This window comes from Flavobacterium laiguense (assembly GCF_003097655.1).
GTDB lineage: Bacteria > Bacteroidota > Bacteroidia > Flavobacteriales > Flavobacteriaceae > Flavobacterium > Flavobacterium laiguense.
Map to the genome: position 1 here is coordinate 41,626 of NZ_QCZH01000022.1, position 21,208 is coordinate 62,833.

Below are 21,208 nucleotides of genomic sequence, written 5' to 3' on the forward strand. Positions count from 1 at the left end.
ACTATTGTGCTATTAGTTCTTCAATTTGCTTTTCTTCTGCCAATCTTTGCAATGCTTTCTTGTAATCTGTAGGCATTACTTTGATGAAATGTTTGCTTTCGTTTTCCCAATCTGCTAAAAGTCGTTTTGCTAAAGGACTATTAGTGTACATAGAATGATTTCTGATTAATCGTCTTAATTTAATTAAATCATCTTCTTCCAATGTTTCTAAGGCAACCATTTCCATATTGCACAATCCGTCTTCAAATTTCTTTTTGGCATCATATACATAAGCAACACCACCGCTCATACCCGCTGCGAAGTTTCTACCTGTTTTTCCTAGAACCACTACAGTTCCACCAGTCATGTACTCACAACCGTGATCTCCAATTCCTTCAACAACCGCAGTTGCTCCAGAATTTCTAACTGCAAAACGTTCTCCAGCCATACCATTGATATATGCTTCTCCGGTTATTGCACCATAAAGAGCTACGTTTCCAATAATAATATTGTCTTCTGGTTTGAAAGTGGCAGTAGGAGGAACTTTGATAATTAATTTACCTCCAGAAAGTCCTTTTCCTAAATAGTCATTACAGTTTCCGTGAATTTTGAAAGACAATCCATTTGTAGCAAATGCACCAAAACTTTGTCCTGCAGATCCTGTAAAGTCAACAAGAATAGTATCATCAGGTAAACCTTGTGATCCGTAAATTTTTGAAATTTCATTACTCAAAATAGCTCCAACGGAACGGTCCGTGTTTTTGATATCAAAGGTTACTCTAGTTCTTTCTTTTCTGTAAATAGAAGGAATAGCCGCTTTTATGATTTCAAAATCCAATACATTTTCTAATGCGTGATCTTGCGTTGTTGTATTATGATTTGGAACCGTTTTCGCTTTTTCTGGCTTATAAAGGATGGAAGATAAATCCAATCCGCTTGCTTTATAATGTTTAATCGCTTTATTGACATTTAATTTTTGCGATTGTCCCACCATTTCCTTTAGTGTTCTAAATCCAAGTTGAGCCATGATTTCTCTTAACTCTTCGGCAATAAAATACATGAAGTTAATGATGTGCTCTGGTGTTCCTTTGAAATTTTTTCTCAATTCAGGATCTTGAGTTGCAATACCTACTGGGCAAGTATTCAAGTGACAAGCTCTCATCATGATACAACCTGATGCTACAAGTGGTGCAGTGGCGAAACCAAATTCTTCTGCTCCAAGTAAAGCGGCAATAGCTACGTCTCGACCTGTTTTTAATTGACCATCACATTCTAAAACCACACGACTTCTTAAGTCATTCAATATTAAAGTTTGTTGTGCTTCGGCAAGACCCAATTCCCATGGAATACCGGTGTGTTGTAATGATGTTAATGGTGCAGCACCGGTTCCTCCATCATATCCAGAGATCAAAATTACGTCAGCTTTAGCTTTTGCAACCCCGGCAGCAATTGTTCCAACCCCAACTTCGGCAACCAACTTCACGTTGATTCTTGCTTCACGATTGGCATTTTTTAAGTCAAATATCAATTGAGATAAATCTTCAATAGAGTAAATATCATGGTGAGGCGGAGGAGAAATAAGTCCTACATAAGGGGTGGAATTTCTTGTTTCTGCAATCCAAGGCACTACTTTTTCACCTGGTAATTGTCCACCTTCTCCAGGTTTTGCTCCTTGAGCCATTTTTATCTGAATCTCTTTGGCATTCGTCAAGTAATTGATCGATACTCCAAATCTTCCAGAAGCCACTTGTTTGATGGCACTATTTCTAGAGTCACCATTCATATCTTTTTGAAAACGTTGTGGGTTTTCTCCACCTTCTCCAGAGTTACTTTTTCCCCCAATTCTGTTCATGGCAATCGCTAGATTCTCATGCGCTTCCTGACTGATGGATCCATAAGACATGGCTCCAGTTTTGAATTTTTTCACAATCTCTGTCCAAGGCTCCACTTCGTCTATGGAAATTGGATCCAAATTATTGAATTCGAATAATCCTCGAATGGTCATCAAGTTTTCACTTTGATCATTTACCATATTTGAGTACTCTTTATAACTTTCAGGGCTGTTCAAACGAACGGCTTGTTGTAATTTTGAAATGGTAGTTGGATTGAACATGTGTTTCTCACCATTTCTTCTCCATCTGTAGATTCCTCCAATTTCTAAAGGCAATAGGTTTGCAATTTCCGATTTTGGAAATGCATTTTGATATCTTTTCTTAACTTCTCTTTCAATTTCCATTAGTCCAATACCTTCAATTCGAGAAGGAGTGTAGGGGAAATATTTAGAGCTGAATGTTTTGTTTAAACCTAAAATCTCAAAAATTTGTGCCGCTCTATACGAATGTAAAGTAGAGATGCCAATTTTATTCATGATTTTAAGGATCCCTTTTGCAATAGCTTTATTGTAATTTTTAACAGCATAATCTGCTTTTACACCCGTAATAAAACCTTGGTTCACTTGGTCGTGAATGATTTCATTTACCATATATGGATTGATGGCACTTGCTCCGTATCCAAATAATAGTGCGAAATGATGCGGTTCACGTGGTTCTGCCGATTCGATTATGATTCCGAACTTCGAACGAACTTTTAGAATATTCAAAGAGTGATGAATATAAGAAGTGGCTAATAACATAGGTATCGGAGCCATTGCTTCACTTACCCCTCTGTCTGAAAGGATAACAATATTGCATCCTTCAGAAACGGCTTTGAAAGTCGCTTGCACGCATTTTTCTAATGCACGCTCTAAACCATTTACTCCTTTTTCTATTTTGTATAAGGTAGAAATAGTAACCGATTTGAAATCATCGTGTGAAATGTTTTTTATCTTATCTAAATCCTCATTTGATATAACAGGGTTTTGGATTTTTATCTTTTTACAATGAATGTCAGTAATATCAAAAAGATTGTAGTCTCCACCAATTGCTAAACTAGTGTCTGTGATTATTTCTTCACGAATACCATCCAAAGGTGGGTTGGTTACTTGTGCAAATAATTGTTTGAAATAGTTATATAATAATTGTGGTTGATCTGATAATACCGCAAGAGGAGTGTCATTACCCATAGAACTCAAGGCTTCATTACCTTGACCTCCCATTGGGTTGATGATTGTTTTTAAATCCTCAATGGTATAACCGAACAAACGTTGTCTAGTTTCAAAATCAATTTTTTCTACTGGAATTGGATTGTTCGTATAAGGGATTTTAGCCAATTGCAATAGATTTTTATCCAACCATTCTCTGTAAGGACGTTTGGTTACTACTGAATTTTTGATTTCTTCATCTTCTATAATACGACCTTCATTCATGTCAACAAGGAACATTTTCCCTGGCTCCAATCTTCCGTGTTGTACTACATCTTCTGGTTTAATGTCAAGTACCCCAATTTCGGATGACATGATCACAAAACCACTTTTTGTCAAGGTATAACGAGAAGGACGCAATCCGTTTCGGTCTAATAGCGCTCCAATTACATCTCCATCTGTAAACGGAATAGATGCCGGGCCATCCCATGGTTCCATGATACAAGCATTGTATTCATAGAAAGCTTTCTTTTCGTCCGACATCGTTTGGTGTTTTTCCCAAGCTTCAGGAACGACCATCATCATTACTTCTGGCAAAGAACGGCCTGTCATTAATAATAACTCAACGACCATGTCCATAGAAGCCGAATCTGATTTTCCTTCTAAAATGATTGGGAATAATTTTTTAAGATCCTCTCCAAAAACATCACTTTGCATCAATTCTTCACGAGCACGCATTCTGCTTACGTTTCCTCTTAAAGTATTGATTTCTCCATTGTGACACATGTATCTAAACGGTTGTGCCAAATCCCAAGAAGGGAAGGTGTTGGTAGAAAAACGTTGGTGAACAAGAGCTAGTCGAGTCACTAAGTCGGTATCTAATAAATCAGTATAATATCTGCTAATGTCTTCCGGCATCAACAAACCTTTGTATATAATAGTAGTAGTAGAACAACTTGAAAAGTAGAACATATGACTTTCCGAAGTTCTGGAATTTCGAATAGTGTGTTCTGCAATTTTTCTAGCCATAAAAAGTTTGGCATTGAATTGTTGCTCTGTAATATCCATTCCGTTTTTACCAACAAAAACTTGTTTAACGGTTGGTTCTTTTTCTGCGGCAATTTCACCTAGATTGGAAACGTCAACTGGAACATCTCTCCATCCTAATACAGATAGGTTTTGATCTTTTATAGCAGTTTCAAAGGTGGTTTTGCAAAAGTTAACTTGATTAGGACTTTTTGGCATAAAAGTCATACCTACAGCATATTCTCTAACTTCTGGAATTTCAAAATCACAAACCTTCTTAAAAAAAGTATGTGGAATGTCAAAAAGGATTCCAGCACCATCTCCAGTTCTTCCATCAGCACTTACGGCACCACGATGTTCTAACTTTATTAAAATATCTAGAGCCTTGTGAATGATGTCATTAGACTTAATTCCGTTCAAATTACATATAAATCCTGCGCCACAGTTGTCGTGTTCAAATTCCGGCAAATAAAGGCCTTGTTCTTTTACTCTCATGCTTATATTTTTTTTACAAATTTAAAGATTTCGTTAAATATAATGTATCAAAAGTCTCGAAACGCCTGTATTTTTGTGGTTAGATTTGAAAATATGGGTGATAATTGTCAATAATTTTTTAAAATACTATGTAAATTATCAATTTGATAATTTGAATTTTTTTGAAATAAATAAATTGATACTATTCGGCTACAATTTCTATTTTAGGTGCATTATTCGAAAACGTTATAGTGTTTTAGACAATTACAATAATCTTCATTTTTAGTTATAAACGGCTTTTTGATATGTGATTTTATTCTGATTAAAATAACTATGGCTTTTTAAATAAGAAAAAGATTTTCCTATATAGATAGAATTTGCTATTTTTGTGCCACTTTTATTCTGAAATAGATTCAGAAACCAGACAAATTCTATATTATGAACATACACGAATATCAAGGAAAAGAAATTTTAGCTAGCTACGGAGTTCGCATTCAACGCGGAATAGTTGCTAATAGTCCTGTAGAAGCTGTTGCTGCTGCAAAACAATTAACTGAAGAAACTGGTACCAGTTGGTATGTGGTGAAAGCACAAGTTCACGCTGGTGGGCGTGGAAAAGGTGGTGGGGTTAAGCTTGCCAAAGGAATTGACAAAGTGGAAGGAATTGCAAGCGAAATCATCGGAATGCAATTGGTAACACCTCAAACTTCAGCTGAAGGTAAAAAAGTGCATAAAGTTTTAGTTGCTGAGGATGTTTACTATCCTGGTGAAAGTGAAACATCTGAGTTTTATGTTTCTGTATTATTGAATAGAGCAACAGGACGTAATATGATTATGTATTCTACTGAAGGTGGAATGGATATTGAAGAAGTTGCGGAGCATACTCCACACTTAATTTTTACAGAAGAAGTTGATCCAGCTGTTGGATTGCAAGGTTTTCAAGCAAGAAGAATTGCTTTTAACTTAGGTCTTTCTGGAAATGCTTTCAAAGAAATGGTTAAATTCATTGACTCATTATACAATGCTTACATTGGTTCTGATGCTTCTATGTTTGAAATCAACCCAGTTTTGAAAACATCTGATAATAAAATTTTAGCTGTTGATGCTAAAGTAAATATCGACGATAACGCTTTATACAGACAAAAAGCTTATGCTGAGATGCGTGATGTTCTTGAAGAAAATCCAATCGAAGTTGAAGCAAAAGAAGTAGGATTGAACTATGTAGATCTTGACGGTACTGTAGGATGTATGGTAAATGGTGCAGGTCTTGCAATGGCGACTATGGATTTAATTAAGTATGCTGGTTTTGAACCTGCAAACTTCCTTGACGTAGGTGGAACTGCTGATGCAAAGCGTGTTGAAACGGCTTTCCGTATTATCTTAAAAGATCAAAACGTAAAAGCAATTTTAATCAATATTTTTGGTGGAATCGTTCGTTGTGACCGTGTGGCGCAAGGAGTTGTTGATGCTTACAAAAATATGGGTGATGCTATAAAAGTGCCAATCATTGTTCGTTTGCAAGGTACTAATGCTGTTGAAGCGAAACAAATTATTGAAAATTCGGGTATGCCAATTTTATCAGCTACAGAATTCCAAGAAGCTGCTGACCAAGTAAAAGCGGCGCTTTCTTAATTAGAAAAAAGTTATATATTAAAAATCCTGAGTGAAAGCTCAGGATTTTTTGTTTTAAGGGATGTTTTTTATCTCGTTAATTCATAATCATTAATCAATACACTTGGTGATAGATTTAGATGTACTGTTAAATTACGAATCATTTCAACAGTTAATTTTCGTTTGCGATTCAATATTTCCGAAACTCTGCTTTTTCCTCCTATTGCATCAACTAGATCAATCTGTTTTAGGTGCATTTCTTCCATTCTTATTTTTATGGCTTCTATTGGATCTGGCGCTTCTATTGGATAATGTGTATTCTCATATTCATCTATCAATAGGGCAAGAATTTCTGCATCATCGCCTTGCGGAGTTCCAGTTGTAGCATCAAAAAGGAGTTCAAATCTTTTTAATGCTGCTCGGTAATCGATTTCTGTTTTTATTGGAGTAATTTTCATTTTTTATTTTTTTAAATTGTATTGGCATCTATTTTGTCATACTCGGAATGAGTTCCAATAAACCGAATAAAATCCATTGTCTTTCAAAATTAAATTTTGCCACTAAACGATGTGAGTTGCCTTTTATGTTAAAAACAATTCTACTCTCTTTTAGAATACTGGCGTTCGCATAACTTTGTTTTACATCATTTGGATTTCTCCAATTGGCATTGATTGCAGTGTCATACCAAGTTTTTAGATATTGTTCGGTTTCAGGATGTATTTCCCAGTAATCTCTCAATGTTCCTTTTACAAATATTCTAGACATTTTTAGTGTGAATTCTAAAAAAAAGATATATAAAATTCTCGATTTGGGAACTTTTATTTCCGAGCACAAAAATCAGGAGTGAAAGCTTAGTTTTTTTGTTAAATACAATATTGCGCTATTCAACAAATCATAAAATTAACTGAAAGTCTTGACAACAGTGTCTTGCATCTATTACCTTTACAGTTAGAAATGATGTAAAATTAGTAGAGACGCACTGTAGTGCATCTCTAACCCTAAGAAAAAATCCTTTTTTGAACACTATGAAACTCCATATACAAAATAATTTTACTACCGAATTACCTGCTGACCCAAACGAAACCAATAGTCCGAGACAGGTGCAACAAGCCTGTTTTTCGTATGTAGTACCAAAGAAACCTTCAAATCCGTCTTTGATTCATGCCTCAGTAGAGGTGGCTAATTTTTTAGGATTGTCACAGGAAGATATACTTTCAGAAGATTTTTTGAATACTTTTTCTGGTAATACCATTTATCCAGAAACCAAACCCTATGCTTTGAGTTATGCGGGACACCAATTTGGAAATTGGGCAGGTCAATTGGGTGATGGACGTGCGATTAATCTAACCGAAGTGATGCATAATGATAAGTTGTACACTTTACAATTAAAGGGAGCAGGTCCTACACCATATTCTCGGACAGCCGATGGTTTTGCCGTATTGAGATCTTCCATACGAGAACATTTATGTGCCGAAGCCATGCATTATCTAGGAGTTCCAACAACCCGTTCACTTTCGCTAATGCTTTCCGGAGATCCCGTTTTAAGGGATGTATTGTATAATGGAAATCCTGCTTATGAGAAAGGAGCTATCGTTTGCAGAGTAGCGCCTTCGTTTATCCGTTTTGGAAATTTTGAATTATTTGCTTCCAGAAAAGATCATGCTACGCTTCAATTAGTAACGGATTATACCATTAAACACCATTTCCCAGATATCAAAGTAGAAGGAATCGAAAAATATCTTGCCTTTTTTCAAGCAGTGACTCAAACTACGCTTGACATGATTGTACACTGGCAACGCGTTGGTTTTGTGCATGGCGTTATGAACACTGATAATATGTCGATTCACGGAATTACTATTGATTATGGTCCTTATGGATGGCTGGAGGATTATAACCCCGATTGGACTCCCAATACAACCGATATACAACATAAACGATACCAATTTGGCAATCAACCCCAAATTGCTTTGTGGAATTTATACCAATTGGCCAATGCATTGTACCCTTTAATTAATGATGCCAAACCATTAGAAACAATTTTAGATGCTTTTAGTACTGATTATCAAAAGGAGTATCTGAATATGATGCGAAATAAACTCGGTTTCATGGTTAAAAAGGATGATGATGCTTTTTTAATCGAAATTCTAACCGAACTGCTTCAATTGGTTGAAACCGACATGACTATTTTCTTTAGGAATCTGGGTAATATTCAAAAAGAAGATACTCCAGAAGTGGCTTTGAATACAATTAAAGAAGCCTTTTACAATGAAAAAGACCTTAATGAAACTGTTTTGAATAATTGGTATGCATGGCTAGAGCGTTATGGCAATCGAATAAATGAAGAACCTTTTTCGGATGTCGAAAGGAAAGAGCAAATGAATAAAGTAAATCCAAAATATGTGTTGCGAAATTATATGGCACAATTAAGTATTGATGCAGCTGATAAAGGGGACTATTCTTTGGTAAATGAATTGTATGAATTGCTTAAAAAGCCTTATAATGAACAACCGAACTATCAAAAATGGTTTGCTAAAAGACCAGATTGGGCCAGAGATAAAGTCGGTTGCTCAATGTTAAGTTGTAGTTCTTAGGGGGCTTTTTAATCCCAATGTTACCAAAAAAAGGGATTTAAATTTAAATAGGGAAAATTGCTTTTTTGTTGCTGTTTTCTTAGTTTTTTAGGTTTAAATTTTAAAAGTATTTATTTTTAATTGCTGAGTAATATTGGGGACATAAAAAGGTTTTTGATCGAATGTTTTTCTTGTTTTAACAATTGGTTAAGTGATTGATAAAGTGTTTTTTATGTAGGTATTGTGTGTAATTTTGGCATATAATCTTAAAACAAAAAACATGAAAAAATTATTATTATCCGCTATTGTTTCTTTATTCGCAAGTGCAGTATTTGCTTCTACTATTAATGAAGATCCAAATGTTGCTTTGTCAAAAACCACAAAAGAACTATCTCAATTACTAAACAAGTCTTATACTGAAGATACTTTAGAAAAAGAAGAATTAGTTAAAGTCACTTTTACAGTGAATGAATTACACCAACTTGTAGTGTTGCAAGTGAATTCTAACAGTTCAGAGATTCAATCGTATGTTAAGCAAGCGCTTAATTATAAAAAACTGTCTTCGAATGAGCTAACTGTTGGGAAAGATTATGTTTTTGAAGTAAAATTTAAAAACTAGAGAATTGCAATAAAGAAGTAGGCTTGTTCTCGTGCTTACTTATCGATTAGGGATGTATTTGATGTTTATGAAATGTCAATCAAAGGAAGCCAAATAGGTTTCCTTTGTTATTTATGGTGGTCACTAAGCATAAAAAAACCTGAACTTTCGTCAGGTTTTTTTACCATTTTATTGTCCTTGAATCCAATCGGATTCCATAAACTGTAAAATTTAGGATTGATTATTTTTGGTTTTTACCAAAATTAAATTTCACTTTCTCCACAACTTGTATTTTGTCGTTTCCTTTTGGATATTGCTTTTTGGCAGGTCTTTTGGCAGCTGGCTTCGATTTAGAAGGGCTTTCGTCTCCTCTGGCTCTTTCTTTGTCTTTTGCTTTTGGCTTGAATTCAGCTCTTTCTGAAGCTCCATCTTTTACCGGAATTTGTGCTTTGTGTTTGGCCAAAACGTCATTCGGGTTTTTAGGATTTTCTTTGGTACCTCTCAAGTGAATCACTAATCCATTTAGGAAATTACGCAACACTTGATCTCCACATTCCATGTAGTTTTCGTGCTTTTCATCACGGAAAAAAGCTCCCAATTCTGATTTTGTAATTCTAAAATCTACCAATTCTAGAATTTCCACTATTTGATCATCGCGTAACATCAAGGCTACTCGAAGTTTTTTGAATATATCGTTATTTGTCATTTTAAATGTGTTTAAAGTACAAAGGTACACATTTTGAAAATGAATTTCTTGCAATTATGCGAGATGGTACGAAAAACACTTTGCAAATTCTTTGAAATTAGATTTAAATTCAATTATTTTTGAATATTAAAATGAGATTTATTCTCTAAAAAAAGTTTTACGCTAAAAATACCCCAAAGATTATTACTGGTTATGAAGAAAATCACATTAAGTTTCGTTCTCTTTTTTGGTTTAATGACCGTGCAAGCTCAGACAGGCCATGAGATCAAGATTAATTTAAAAAACTGTAATGATACCGTTGCTTATCTGGCCTTTTATCAGTTTGACAAATTGTATATTTCAGACACTTGCCAAAAAGTAGTCAACGGAAACATCATTTTCAAAGGGAAGAAAAATTTAGACAAAGGAGTTTACTTTTTACTCAGCCAGGCAAAAGGAAATTATTTTGATTTCATCATTGACGAGCAGTCTCAAAAGCAACAAATCAATTCGGATAAAGCTAATTTGCTTGAGAACTTGAAAGCCGTTAACTCTAAACAAAATGAAAATTTCTTCAACTACATTCGTTTTGTAACTGCCAAAAATAAAGAATTTGAGGGTTTTAAAAAATCCATAAAAGAGCAAAAAAAACCTGATTCTATTGCTCTTTTAACCAAAGAATATAAAGTGTTAAACGATGGTATTTTGGAAAATGATGCAAATACGATTGCCCAAAATAAAGGAACTTATCTTGCCGATATCATTAATTTGAAAACAGAAAAAACAACCAAGGATATTCCCAAAGCTTCCAATGGCAGACCCGACAGTATTTTTGTATATAATTATTATAAAAAACATTTTTGGGATGGAGTCAATTTTCAGGATGATGCCATGTTACGCAACCCTTTTTTTACGAATAAAATAAAGCAATATTTTAATACGGTCGTGGTACAGCATCCCGATTCGGTTTGTGTGGAGATTGACCGTATGATGCTCAAAACCAAGAAGGACACCAAAATGAATATGCTTTTATTGGCGTATTTTACCCAAACCTACGAAATTCCAAAACTCATGGGAATGGATAAAGTTTTTGTTTACATGGTCGATAATTATTTTAAAACCGGTAAGGCCAAAGGGGTTTATGACGAAAGTGTAATCGATATTATCATAAAACGAGGGAATGTTTTGGCACCATTGCAACTTGGAAAAACTGCTCCCGAACTCTATATGATAGACATCCCGGGTCATGATGTAATTGCGAAAATGGGTTTTGATACGGCCAAAACCAGCGACGAAATCACGAAAATCTATTACGCCAACAAACCGGAAATCGAAAAGACATACGTGACTTTATCCAGCATAAAAGCCGATTATTTAATACTTCTCTTTTGGGATGTCGATTGTGGTCATTGCCAAAAAGAAGTGCCGAAAATTCTCGAAATGTACCACGATTTTCAAAAAGAAAAGAAAGATGTCAAAGTTTTTGGGGTTTACACCCAAAACGAATTTGATAAATATAAAAAATACATCATTGACAATAAAATTGATTGGATCAATGTCTATGACGGAGTTCATATCAATAATCTCAAAGAAAAATACGACGTGGTGACGACTCCCGTAATGTATATTCTAGACAAAAACAAAGTCATCAAAGCCAAAGGAATTGGTTCCGAAGCCATAAAAAGTATCATTACCCAAATGGAAAAAGAGTATTCTAAAAAGTAGTGATTTAAGATTAACGATTTAAGGTGTTGTGCAAATCTAAAATCGTTAATCTAAAATCATCAATCTAAAATCAAATCATCAGTACCCCAACCAAAGGATAGCATCTATAAAACCATCTCTCCATAGTTTCTCATTGTGCTGACCTCCTTTAACGATTACTTTTTTGTTTAGATGAAAACAATAACAACGATTTAGATTCAGTAGGTATTCTATATGATTGAGGTCTTTTACCATAATATCATCATCCCCTTCGGAATCGCCACAGAGCAAGTAAATTTTAGCTTTTAGTTTTTTACTGTTTGCCATATACTCATTTATTTCTTTTCGGTTAATCCAAAAAGCCGGAGAAAAGACACCAGCTTTTCCAAAAACTTCAGGATATTTTATAACGGCATAAAAGGAAGTTAAACCACCCAAAGAACTTCCTATAATGGTCGTGTTTTTGGCATTAGGTTTTGTTCGGTATTTTTTATCGATTTCAGGTTTTAGGGTGTTTACGATGAACTCGAGGTATTTACCGGCATTCCCACCACCGTATTGTTCGTTTTTATAAGGAGTCAATTCTTCTAAACGTTTTTCGCCCCCGTTTTCAATACCAACTACAATTATTTGGGCATTCAAACTGTCTAATTTTTCATCGACATTCCACTCACCTGCAAAGGAAGTTTTGGCATCAAATAAATTTTGAGCATCATGCATGTAGATGACGGGGTATTTTTTGGTAGAGTTTTCATAATTTTTAGGCAAATAGAGCCAAATTTTCCGTTTTGTTTTCAATTGTGGAGCTTCTATTGTAAAAGTAGAAACTTGTTTGGAAGCGGTGCTTTCTTGAGCAGTTGTTTTACCTAGAAATAGAAATAGAGGGATTATGAAAAATAATTTCAATAGGATTTAATTTTTAGATTTATAAAAAAAAGAATAGTTTAGCTAAAAATACTAATTAGATGGACACATACGAAGAGAAAATTAATTTAATGTCTGAAATGATTGCGTTTTCAGTTATTGATGGTCGATTGCATGAAAGAGAATATCAATTTGTTTGGATTGTTGCCCAAGAATTAGGCATCCCTAAAAAAGAGTTTAATGATTTATTTCATCAAGAATTACCTGCCCGTGTTATAAAATCTGAATTTGAAAGAATTCAGCAGTTTTATCGTTTGGCATTATTGATGCATGTAGATGGGGTGTTGCATCAAAAAGAAGAAGAAGCCATTCGACAAATTGCGATTAACATGGGGTTAAATCCAAGTGCAACGAATCGTGTTCTTAAATTAATGAAAGCATCTCCCACTGCTATGATTCCCCCATACGTATTATTGGAGCATTTTCAGGAACAACTTAATTAATGGAGTTTTGCCTGCAAATCCTTAATCTCATCTCTCAGTTTCGCTGCTTGCATAAAGTCTAAATCTTTTGCCGCTTTTTCCATAGCTTTTCGTTTTTCGCGAATGAGTTTTTCCAAATCTGGTTTGGACATATAGGCTGTTTCAGGTTCTGCAGCTGTGTTCATAATATGACCCAATTCATATTCTACCAATTTGTTATTGGTAAAGGCACTTTCAATTTTTTTATTTAACGCTTGCGGAATTATATTATTCTCAGTATTGAAATTGATTTGCTTGGTTCTTCGGTAATTGGTTTCATCGATAGTTTTTTGCATACTATTGGTGATTTTATCGGCATACATTATCGCTTTCCCGTTTAAGTTTCTTGCCGCACGACCAATGGTTTGAGTCAGTGAACGATGACTTCTCAAGAAACCTTCCTTATCGGCATCGAGTATGGCAACTAATGAAACCTCAGGTAAATCCAATCCTTCGCGTAATAAGTTGACTCCAATCAAAACATCAAATATGCCTTTTCGTAAATCTTGCATGATTTCGATGCGTTCCAGCGTGTCCACATCGGAGTGGATGTAGCGGCAACGAATGGAAACTTTCGTCAGATATTTGGCCAGTTCTTCAGCCATTCTTTTGGTCAAAGTAGTGACCAAAACCCTTTCGTCCAGTTCACAACGTTGTTGAATTTCTTCAATCAAATCATCAATCTGGTTTAGACTCGGACGTATTTCGATTATAGGATCTAATAATCCCGTTGGGCGAATCACTTGTTCTACGTAAACACCATCGCATTTTTGCAATTCATAGTCGGCAGGAGTTGCAGAAACATAGATGACTTGGTTTTGCATGGCCTCAAATTCGTCAAATTTTAATGGTCTGTTATCCATTGCGGCAGGTAAACGGAAACCATATTCCACTAAATTCTCTTTACGACTTCTATCCCCACCGTACATTGCCTGTACTTGAGAAAGTGTTACGTGACTTTCATCAACGACCATCAAATAATCTTTTGGGAAATAATCCAATAAACAGAAAGGTCTTGATCCGGCTTCTCTTCCGTCAAGGTAACGGGAATAATTTTCGATTCCGGAGCAATACCCCAATTCCCGAATCATTTCCAAGTCAAAATTGGTGCGTTCTTCGAGGCGTTTGGCTTCCAGATGTTTGCCGATTTCTTTGAAATAATCGACTTGCTTGACCAAATCTTGTTGGATTGCCCATATTGCATTTTGCAACACATCGGGTGATGTCACAAACATATTGGCGGGATATATGGTAAGTTTTTCGAATCGTTCAATGACTTTGGACGTTTTTACATCGAAACTTTCCATTTCTTCAATTTCGTCCCCAAAAAAGTGAATCCGAAAGGCATCATCGGCATAACTCGGGTATATTTCGACCGTATCGCCTTTTATGCGAAAATTTCCGGGGGTAAAATCGGCTTCGGTTCTGGAATATAAACTTTGAACCAAACTGTGCAATAATTTGGTTCGGGAAATCATTTGGTTTTTCTCGATGGCAATGACGTTCTTCTGAAATTCCACGGGATTTCCAATACCATAAATACAGGAAACAGAAGCGACCACTATGATGTCTCTTCGGCCAGAAAGAAGGGAAGAGGAGGTGCTTAAACGCATTTTTTCCAGCTCCTCATTGATAGATAAATCTTTTTCAATGAAAACCCCTGTAACTGGCATAAAAGCTTCGGGTTGGTAATAATCGTAATAGGATACGAAATACTCTACGGCATTATTAGGAAAAAATTGTTTGAACTCCGAATACAGTTGCGCTGCCAACGTTTTGTTGTGTGCCAAGACCAATGTTGGTTTTTGGACTTCTTGAATAACATTGGCAACGGTAAAAGTTTTTCCTGAACCCGTAACACCAAGCAAGGTTTGGTAACGTTCGCCCGCCTCAATGCCTTGAGCTAATTTCTCAATGGCTTGGGGCTGATCCCCTTTGGGTTGGTATTCAGATATGACTTGGAAATTCATTTATTTAGAGTTGCTATGGTACTTGGTGGTAAAGATACGAAGTAAATAGTCTACTGAAAATCTAAAACTTCCAAGCTTTTTGTTGTGCTTCAGTCATAAAAGTCCAAGCAACGATGCGGCTATTTTTTTGGCCTTGCGCCATGTCTATGGTTTTATGAATAGCTGCCACATTATTTAATGTTTTATAAATAGTGGGCAAGTTGGATTGTTTCGATACTAATGTGGTAAACCAAAGACACTGCATAGGATATTTGGCACTTTCGTAAATCATTTGTTTAATGAAACCGAGTTCTCCACCTTCACACCAAAGTTCTGCATTATGACCACCAAAATTGAGCACAGGTTTTGTGGTCTTGGGAGCATTTGGAGCCAAGTTAGTTACTTTTCGAACCGCACTTTTCGTAGCTTCCTCTGGAGAAGAATGAAAGGGAGGATTGCAGATGGTAAATGTAAATTTATCTTCGGGCTCAATTATGTTTTTAAAAATAAAACGCGGGTTTACTTGTAATTGTAAACTGATGGCTTCTATTAATTTTGGATTTTGCTCTATGATTTTTTTGCAATTTTGAATCGCTTTTTCATCAATATCAGTACCTACGAATGACCAACCATAAATGGCATTTCCAAGAATGGGATAAATACAATTGGCTCCAATACCAACGTCCAGACCTACAATTGTTTCTCCTTTCGGAATTACGCCATTGTTTGTAGTAGCCAATAAATCGGCTAGATAGTGTATATAATCAGCTCTTCCGGGAATTGGAGGGCATAAAAAGTTCTCTGGTATATCCCAGTTTTGAATGTCGTAATTGGCTATTAATAAGGAATTATTAAGCGCTTTTACGGCATCGGGATTACTAAAATCAATTGTTTGCTTCGCCTGTTCGCTATCGCTCGAGTCTATATTGTGTTCATTAACAAAAACAAATTTCCCTAATTCAGGATTATTTTGTGCTAATAATTCAAAGTCATATCCAAATCGGTGTAGATTCCTTGGATGTAAATTTGTTTTTTCGGTATTCTTTGTAGATTTCATTTTCTAAATTTCGGTGCAAAGATAGTGATTCCTTTCTTGTAAACACTAGAACTACAGGGCAAACGCATGAGTTATACTAATCCATACATTCCATCAACAACAAATCACCATCAGTGTGGATGATGGTTACAATTCCATCATTTGCGACAGCATTACTACTTCCCGTTCTATAACCCATGGTGAGGGTGTCATTTTCTAATGGATATACTAGATTTTTAGAAGATATTCCGCTAACAACTCCAATAGGAATTAATGAAATGGGCGTGCCTGCGGTGTACCATTTTTCGAATTTATTGGGCAACAAAAATATTTTGGAGTGGTCGTCTAGAATAACGATTTTTATTAAACTTCGATAGCGAACGATATTGGTGAGATTCGTAATGGTATGATCGGCTCTTCTGCCGGTAGCCCAAACGACATTTACGGCGGGAATTTTTCTTTCGATAAGGTAATCAAATGCTTTCTCTAAGTCGGTTTTGTTTTGGTCTGGTGAGTGAACAATTTCTAAAGGATACTGTGAAGTTTGGTACTTTTCGGGATCAAACCCTCTATCAAAATCACCCAATAAAACATCGACTTTTATATCCAATTCCATAACACGCTCCATAGCCGAATCTAAAACAATAACCAAAGGCGACCATTCTAGCAATTGTCCCAGTAATTCCGGATGACAGGCTGCTCCGTTTGCAATTATTAAAGCGGGCTCTTGGTCGTCGCGAACGATATGGTGTGAAGACATGGGGATTTTAGATTTTAGAATTCTGATTTTAGATTTTGCCCAAATTTGCTGTAAATGTATGAAAATCTAAAATCTTAATTCGTTAATCATCTCCCGAAAGTTTTCGGGACTAAAATCATTTGATCCTTATTGAATGGTGTATTCTTTAGAATCTATTTCGCTTACCGAAAAATAACCTAAAGGATAATTGTTTGGGTTGGTGGTGTTGACTACATTACCTCTTACTGTTGAAGGGGGAGACTGAAATGGTCCACCACCGTTTTGTCCGGCCAAACTTATTATAATATTCATGTAATTGTAATAGCTTTTAGAAATACCGATGTGCGTAATATCGACTTTATCTCCCACTTTTAAAGAGTCATTTTGAGTGATGCTGAAAAATTCGTTCCCATTATAATAAGTATCTTCATCAGCATATAGGTCTGACTTCTTTACATTTTTATATTTGTATCGGTATAAATAAAAATTTTCCTCATCGGCGGGATCATTAAAGTATGCTTTTACCTCGATGTCTTTACCCGTAAATCCACCCTTGTCATTTTGAACTAATCTTGTAATGGGTGCTACAGAACGCATGGTTTCGGTTGCTGTGTAGGTCTGTTCATTTGAGATAATGCTCAAGGTGTAGGTTTCGTTTAATACCGGTATAAAATCAGAACAGGTATAGATTCCCGTATTTGGTGTTTCTATAAAAGTAAAAACCGTATTGGAACTATTTTTGATAGTAACGACAGCTCCGGAAACGACAGGGATTTTGGTTTCAAAATAACCTGTTGTCGAGGTTAATTTTATGGATTGTACATTGCCAGAACTTCCTTTTTGCCAGTTTATAGCAGCTTCAACAGCTAATCGGGGTGGAGCGGTTATTGTATCTACCTGAATCACTTCTTCGCAGCTCGTGAATATAAAAGAGCTGATAACTAGGAATAGTATAATTAATTTTTTCATTTTTTCTATGTTTTATAAACGACTGTGTTTTTTTAAAATTTAAAATTATAGCTTACCGCAGGTACTAACCCAAAAATGGATGTTTTTACGGCTTCGTTTGCACCAGTATCGACATTTTCCCTAAAGCCTACCGAGGCCGCATTTTTTCGGTTGTACACGTTGTAAATGCTAAAGACCCATTCGCCTCTCCAGCTTTTATTGCCATTGTGTTTTGGCGTTAATGTTGCTGCAATATCTAAATGGTTGAACGATGGTAGTCGGTTTTCATTTCGCGCACCGTAAATTGGAATTGTTATTCCAAGGTATTCGTACTGCCCATTTGGATAGGTGGTGGGTTGCCCGGTTTGGTAGATAAAGTTGGCACCAAATGTCCATTTTGGACTCAAATAATAGGATCCGGTTACCGCCAAATTATTGACTTTGTCATAAACGGTATTGTACCATTGACCGTTGTTTATCCCCGTTTCTCCAGCTGTTCGTCCTGGGGTTTGCTGTTCGGATTTTGATAAGGTATACGAAATCCATCCAGTTAGGTTTCCTTCGTTCTTTTTGAACATAAATTCTAAACCGTACGATCGCAATTGCCCGTTCAAAATAACCTGTTCAATAGCTTCATTGGCAATTAGATTGGCTCCGTCTATATAATCCAATCTGTTTTGAACCTCTTTGTAAAAAGAACTCACCTCGGCTGAATAGGCTCCTTCTTTGAATTTTCTAAAATAACCTATCGCCACTTGGTCGGCAATTTGTGGTTTTATATAGGTTCCGCTTGGGGTCCAAACATCCAATGGAGTAGGAGAGGATGTATTGGAAATTAACTGTAAATATTGTACCATTCGGTTGTAACTCGCCTGAAAGGATTGATTCTCGTTGAGTTGGTAATTAACGCTTAAACGCGGCTCTAAGTAGTCGAAGCTTTTGATAACTTCATTTTTATTGTAATGCTTTGCGCCAATTGGTGTTGCTTTTTCATAGATTTGGAATTGAGAATTGAACAGTACTGGATTGTTATTCTCATACAAATTTACAGTTGACGTACCAACGTTATAAAACAAACTATAGCGTAAACCGCAATTAATATCAATTTTTTCAGAAATCTTTTGTTCGGCATTGATGTAAATCGCAGGTTCAAAAGCATATTTTTTCTCCAGTTGGTCGAAGTTGATCCCTGAATCAGGGCTTGAAGGTTTTATGGTTCCGGGGTTGAATTCGTGATAAATACCATTGAGGCCATAATTCAGTTTTAGCTTGTCTGAAACATAACTTCTGAAATCGTATTTGATATTGAAGTTCTTAATACCTGACCTCCATTCGAAACCAACAAAATCAAGATCTAAGCCATAGTAATAATCGCTATAGATTAGCGATAAATTGGAGAATAATTTGTCTGAAAATAAATGATTCCAGCGGGTATTAAAAGTGGTGTTTCCGTAAATATTGGTAAAGCTTTTGTTTAAATCAAAAACATCTCTACCAAAATAGCCTGACATGTATAGGTTGTTACTAGCATTTAATTTATAGCTCAATTTTGCATTAAGATCATAAAAATAAGCAGCATTGTCTTTTTGTTCTTCGGATAGTTTTAGGAATAAATGCGCATAAGAAGCACGACCGGCAATAAGAAAAGATCCTTTGTCTTTTACGATAGGCCCTTCGGCCAAAAGACGGCTGGTGATTAAACCAATTCCACCACTCATGTGAAATTTATTGCTGTTTCCGTCTTTTTGATAAATATCCAAAACCGAAGAAGCTCTTCCGCCATAGCGGGCTGGAATTCCTCCTTTGTAGAGTTTTAAATCTTTGATCGCGTCAGGATTGAATATCGAAAAGAATCCGAAAACATGCGAAGAATTAAAAACCGAAGCTTCATCCATTAAGATTAGATTCTGGTCGGCACCACCTCCACGAACATTAAATCCAGAGGCTGCTTCACCAGCATTGGTAACTCCGGGAAGTAGTAATATAGATTTGATAATGTCGACTTCGCCAAGAACAACTGGCATTTTTTTTATGGTAGCGACAGAAAGTTTGTTGATACTCATTTCTGGTTTCTGATTTTCGGTTTTACTATCATTGCTATTGATAACGACTTCTTTCAAAGCGTTTTCTGCACCCGTCAGTTTGAAATTCTTTTTGGTGTTTTTGTCTAAATTGATAGTTTCTTCAATAGTTTGAAATCCGAGTGAGGTGATTTGTATTTTGTAATTTCTTTTTGGTACAGTGATCGAATAAAAACCATATTCATTTGTGGTTACTCCTGTTTTTAATTCGGGGATTAAAATAGTAACTCCAATTAAGGTTTCATTGCTGTTGGCGTCAGAGATGGTTCCGCTAAGCGTGAATTTCTCTTGGGAAAATGAATGTAGAGTAGATAACAATAGAACGAATAAAAATATAATTTTCCTTGAAGTCATTGTTTGAATTTTCAGGCAAAATAACTCGATTTGTGATTAGAATGAAAGTAAACGGGTGTTAAACTTATGTTATTAGTTGTTTGTTTTGGTAAATGGGGGCTTTTGAAATGATTGATGCTTTAAGGAAAAAGTACTCAAAAAAAAATAGCTGTACTGATAAAAAAAAGCATCCGTTTGTGGCGGATGCTTTCAATAATGATTAAGTTAAAATTATCTGGAAGAGATTACTTTTTGCACGCTGCTTCCTCTGTCGGTAGTTACTTTTACAAAATAAACTTCTGATTGACCTGTGCTTGTAAGGTTTAAAGAAATTTCTTTGTTCAAATAACCGTTGGCATCTTTTTTTGAAAGTATCTTATTTCCTCGGGAATTGAACACTTCAATTAAAACTTGAGAGGCATAGTCAAAATTGTATCGTACGGTAAGTTGATCTTTGAAGGGAACAGGGAAAACCACAAAACCTACTTTTTCGGTTGCTGTATCAATCAATTTTTCTTTTGAAGTATTTTGCTCAGTCATTCTGGCAGGAGATGGAGGCGGAGGCGGTACTCCGCAGTTGGTTTCACCAGAGCCACATCCATCGGTTGAAACAGATACTCGGTATCCAGATCCTGCCGGAAAACCATCAATTGTGATTGTTCCATTACTAGCATCTTGAGCAGTTGCTGTATAAGAGGAAACAGGATTTAGAGCTACATTATTTTTTGTTAATGAAGAAATATCGTTTCCACTTTTATCCTTTATGGTATAAGTGGAACCATTGTTTGCACCAGAAATGGTAATGCTAAAAGTAATTTTATCGCAGGGCGCGTCGTAAGTTACAAGTGGTGCCGCTGGATTTGCTACCGTTGTTACATTAGCGGGAACACTGGTAGAAGTACAGCTGGTAGGAGTAGCGCCAGTAGCGATTACATAGTACCCATTCCCTGCCGCAAGTCCATTCCATGTCAAACCCGAACCCGTTCCTGTTTTAGCCCCCTGAACAGGTGTATTAGAAGAATTATATAACTGATAGCTTATGGTATTATTTCCGGATGTGGTAGAACTAAT

The 21,208-nt window shown here is 35.8% G+C and carries 15 protein-coding genes and 1 pseudogene; 5 read left to right on the forward strand and 11 right to left on the reverse strand.

What is annotated here, in order from left to right:
• Nucleotide 1: 1 nt before the first annotated feature.
• Nucleotides 2-4,519, reverse strand: coding sequence for a glutamate synthase large subunit (gltB, locus tag DB891_RS14850; protein ID WP_116764371.1), 4,518 nt, complete (start codon nt 4,517-4,519; stop codon nt 2-4).
• 417 nt (nt 4,520-4,936) lie between these two features.
• Here gltB and sucC point away from each other — a divergent pair, with 417 nt between their 5' ends.
• On the forward strand, nt 4,937-6,130 hold the full coding sequence (gene sucC / locus DB891_RS14855) for an ADP-forming succinate--CoA ligase subunit beta (protein ID WP_116764372.1): 1,194 nt from the start codon (nt 4,937-4,939) through the stop codon (nt 6,128-6,130).
• Between the two features lie 68 nt (nt 6,131-6,198).
• On the opposite strand, the gene DB891_RS14860 is transcribed toward sucC, so the two are convergent.
• Both DB891_RS14860 and DB891_RS14865 read right to left on the reverse strand, forming a co-directional pair.
• Nucleotides 6,199-6,567 (reverse strand): helix-turn-helix domain-containing protein, encoded by a 369-nt coding sequence (locus DB891_RS14860; protein ID WP_116764373.1) that lies wholly within the window; start codon nt 6,565-6,567, stop codon nt 6,199-6,201.
• Nucleotides 6,568-6,578: 11 nt separating this feature from the next.
• Nucleotides 6,579-6,874, reverse strand: a pseudogene (locus DB891_RS14865) (type II toxin-antitoxin system HigB family toxin).
• Nucleotides 6,875-7,134: 260 nt separating this feature from the next.
• On the opposite strand from DB891_RS14865, the gene DB891_RS14870 reads away from it, so the two are divergent.
• Nucleotides 7,135-8,700, forward strand: a complete 1,566-nt coding sequence (locus DB891_RS14870) for a protein adenylyltransferase SelO (RefSeq protein WP_116764374.1) — start codon at nt 7,135-7,137, stop codon at nt 8,698-8,700.
• 259 nt (nt 8,701-8,959) lie between these two features.
• Nucleotides 8,960-9,298 carry a hypothetical protein gene (locus DB891_RS14875; RefSeq protein ID WP_116764375.1) on the forward strand — a complete coding sequence of 113 codons (339 nt, stop codon included), beginning with the start codon at nt 8,960-8,962 and terminating at the stop codon, nt 9,296-9,298.
• A 220-nt stretch (nt 9,299-9,518) separates the two neighbouring features.
• Here DB891_RS14875 and DB891_RS14880 read toward each other — a convergent pair whose 3' ends face one another.
• The gene (locus DB891_RS14880; protein WP_116764376.1) at nt 9,519-9,983 is read right to left on the reverse strand and encodes a DUF1456 family protein; all 465 of its coding nucleotides are present in this window, start codon (nt 9,981-9,983) and stop codon (nt 9,519-9,521) included.
• A 192-nt stretch (nt 9,984-10,175) separates the two neighbouring features.
• Here DB891_RS14880 and DB891_RS14885 point away from each other — a divergent pair, with 192 nt between their 5' ends.
• Entirely contained in the window at nt 10,176-11,687 is a 1,512-nt protein-coding gene (locus DB891_RS14885; RefSeq protein ID WP_116764377.1) for a thioredoxin-like domain-containing protein, read from the forward strand.
• 78 nt (nt 11,688-11,765) lie between these two features.
• Here the strand turns inward: DB891_RS14885 and DB891_RS14890 are convergent, their stop codons facing one another.
• Nucleotides 11,766-12,572, reverse strand: a complete 807-nt coding sequence (locus DB891_RS14890; RefSeq protein WP_116764378.1) for an alpha/beta hydrolase — start codon at nt 12,570-12,572, stop codon at nt 11,766-11,768.
• 59 nt (nt 12,573-12,631) lie between these two features.
• Between DB891_RS14890 and DB891_RS14895 the strand changes: the two genes are divergently transcribed.
• Nucleotides 12,632-13,033 carry a TerB family tellurite resistance protein gene (locus DB891_RS14895; protein ID WP_116764379.1) on the forward strand — a complete coding sequence of 134 codons (402 nt, stop codon included), beginning with the start codon at nt 12,632-12,634 and terminating at the stop codon, nt 13,031-13,033.
• Here DB891_RS14895 and uvrB read toward each other — a convergent pair.
• The 6 genes from uvrB to DB891_RS14925 form a co-directional block, all read right to left on the reverse strand.
• A complete protein-coding gene (uvrB, locus tag DB891_RS14900; RefSeq protein ID WP_116764380.1) occupies nt 13,030-15,021 on the reverse strand; it encodes an excinuclease ABC subunit UvrB in 1,992 nt (663 codons plus the stop codon). The two genes, DB891_RS14895 and uvrB, sit on opposite strands and share 4 nt — an antisense overlap.
• A gap of 61 nt (nt 15,022-15,082) precedes the next feature.
• A complete protein-coding gene (rlmF, locus tag DB891_RS14905; RefSeq protein ID WP_116764381.1) occupies nt 15,083-16,057 on the reverse strand; it encodes a 23S rRNA (adenine(1618)-N(6))-methyltransferase RlmF in 975 nt (324 codons plus the stop codon).
• Nucleotides 16,058-16,133: 76 nt separating this feature from the next.
• On the reverse strand, nt 16,134-16,796 hold the full coding sequence (locus tag DB891_RS14910) for a thiamine diphosphokinase (protein ID WP_116764382.1): 663 nt from the start codon (nt 16,794-16,796) through the stop codon (nt 16,134-16,136).
• 126 nt (nt 16,797-16,922) lie between these two features.
• Complete coding sequence (locus DB891_RS14915; RefSeq protein ID WP_116764383.1) at nt 16,923-17,744, reverse strand: DUF4249 family protein; 822 nt, start codon at nt 17,742-17,744, stop codon at nt 16,923-16,925.
• Nucleotides 17,745-17,776: 32 nt separating this feature from the next.
• Entirely contained in the window at nt 17,777-20,158 is a 2,382-nt protein-coding gene (locus tag DB891_RS14920) for a TonB-dependent receptor (protein ID WP_116764384.1), read from the reverse strand.
• 210 nt (nt 20,159-20,368) lie between these two features.
• On the reverse strand, nt 20,369-21,208 hold an 840-nt coding region (locus DB891_RS14925; RefSeq protein WP_133243530.1), incomplete at its 5' end, for a T9SS type A sorting domain-containing protein.

Coding starts and splice junctions, on each gene's coding strand:
- gltB (WP_116764371.1), bottom strand. CDS start 4,519: ATGAGAGTAAAAGAACAAGGCCTTTATTTGCCGGAATTTGAACACGAC.
- sucC (WP_116764372.1), top strand. CDS start 4,937: ATGAACATACACGAATATCAAGGAAAAGAAATTTTAGCTAGCTACGGA.
- DB891_RS14860 (WP_116764373.1), bottom strand. CDS start 6,567: ATGAAAATTACTCCAATAAAAACAGAAATCGATTACCGAGCAGCATTA.
- DB891_RS14870 (WP_116764374.1), top strand. CDS start 7,135: ATGAAACTCCATATACAAAATAATTTTACTACCGAATTACCTGCTGAC.
- DB891_RS14875 (WP_116764375.1), top strand. CDS start 8,960: ATGAAAAAATTATTATTATCCGCTATTGTTTCTTTATTCGCAAGTGCA.
- DB891_RS14880 (WP_116764376.1), bottom strand. CDS start 9,983: ATGACAAATAACGATATATTCAAAAAACTTCGAGTAGCCTTGATGTTA.
- DB891_RS14885 (WP_116764377.1), top strand. CDS start 10,176: ATGAAGAAAATCACATTAAGTTTCGTTCTCTTTTTTGGTTTAATGACC.
- DB891_RS14895 (WP_116764379.1), top strand. CDS start 12,632: ATGGACACATACGAAGAGAAAATTAATTTAATGTCTGAAATGATTGCG.
- uvrB (WP_116764380.1), bottom strand. CDS start 15,021: ATGAATTTCCAAGTCATATCTGAATACCAACCCAAAGGGGATCAGCCC.
- rlmF (WP_116764381.1), bottom strand. CDS start 16,057: ATGAAATCTACAAAGAATACCGAAAAAACAAATTTACATCCAAGGAAT.
- DB891_RS14910 (WP_116764382.1), bottom strand. CDS start 16,796: ATGTCTTCACACCATATCGTTCGCGACGACCAAGAGCCCGCTTTAATA.
- DB891_RS14915 (WP_116764383.1), bottom strand. CDS start 17,744: ATGAAAAAATTAATTATACTATTCCTAGTTATCAGCTCTTTTATATTC.
- DB891_RS14920 (WP_116764384.1), bottom strand. CDS start 20,158: ATGACTTCAAGGAAAATTATATTTTTATTCGTTCTATTGTTATCTACT.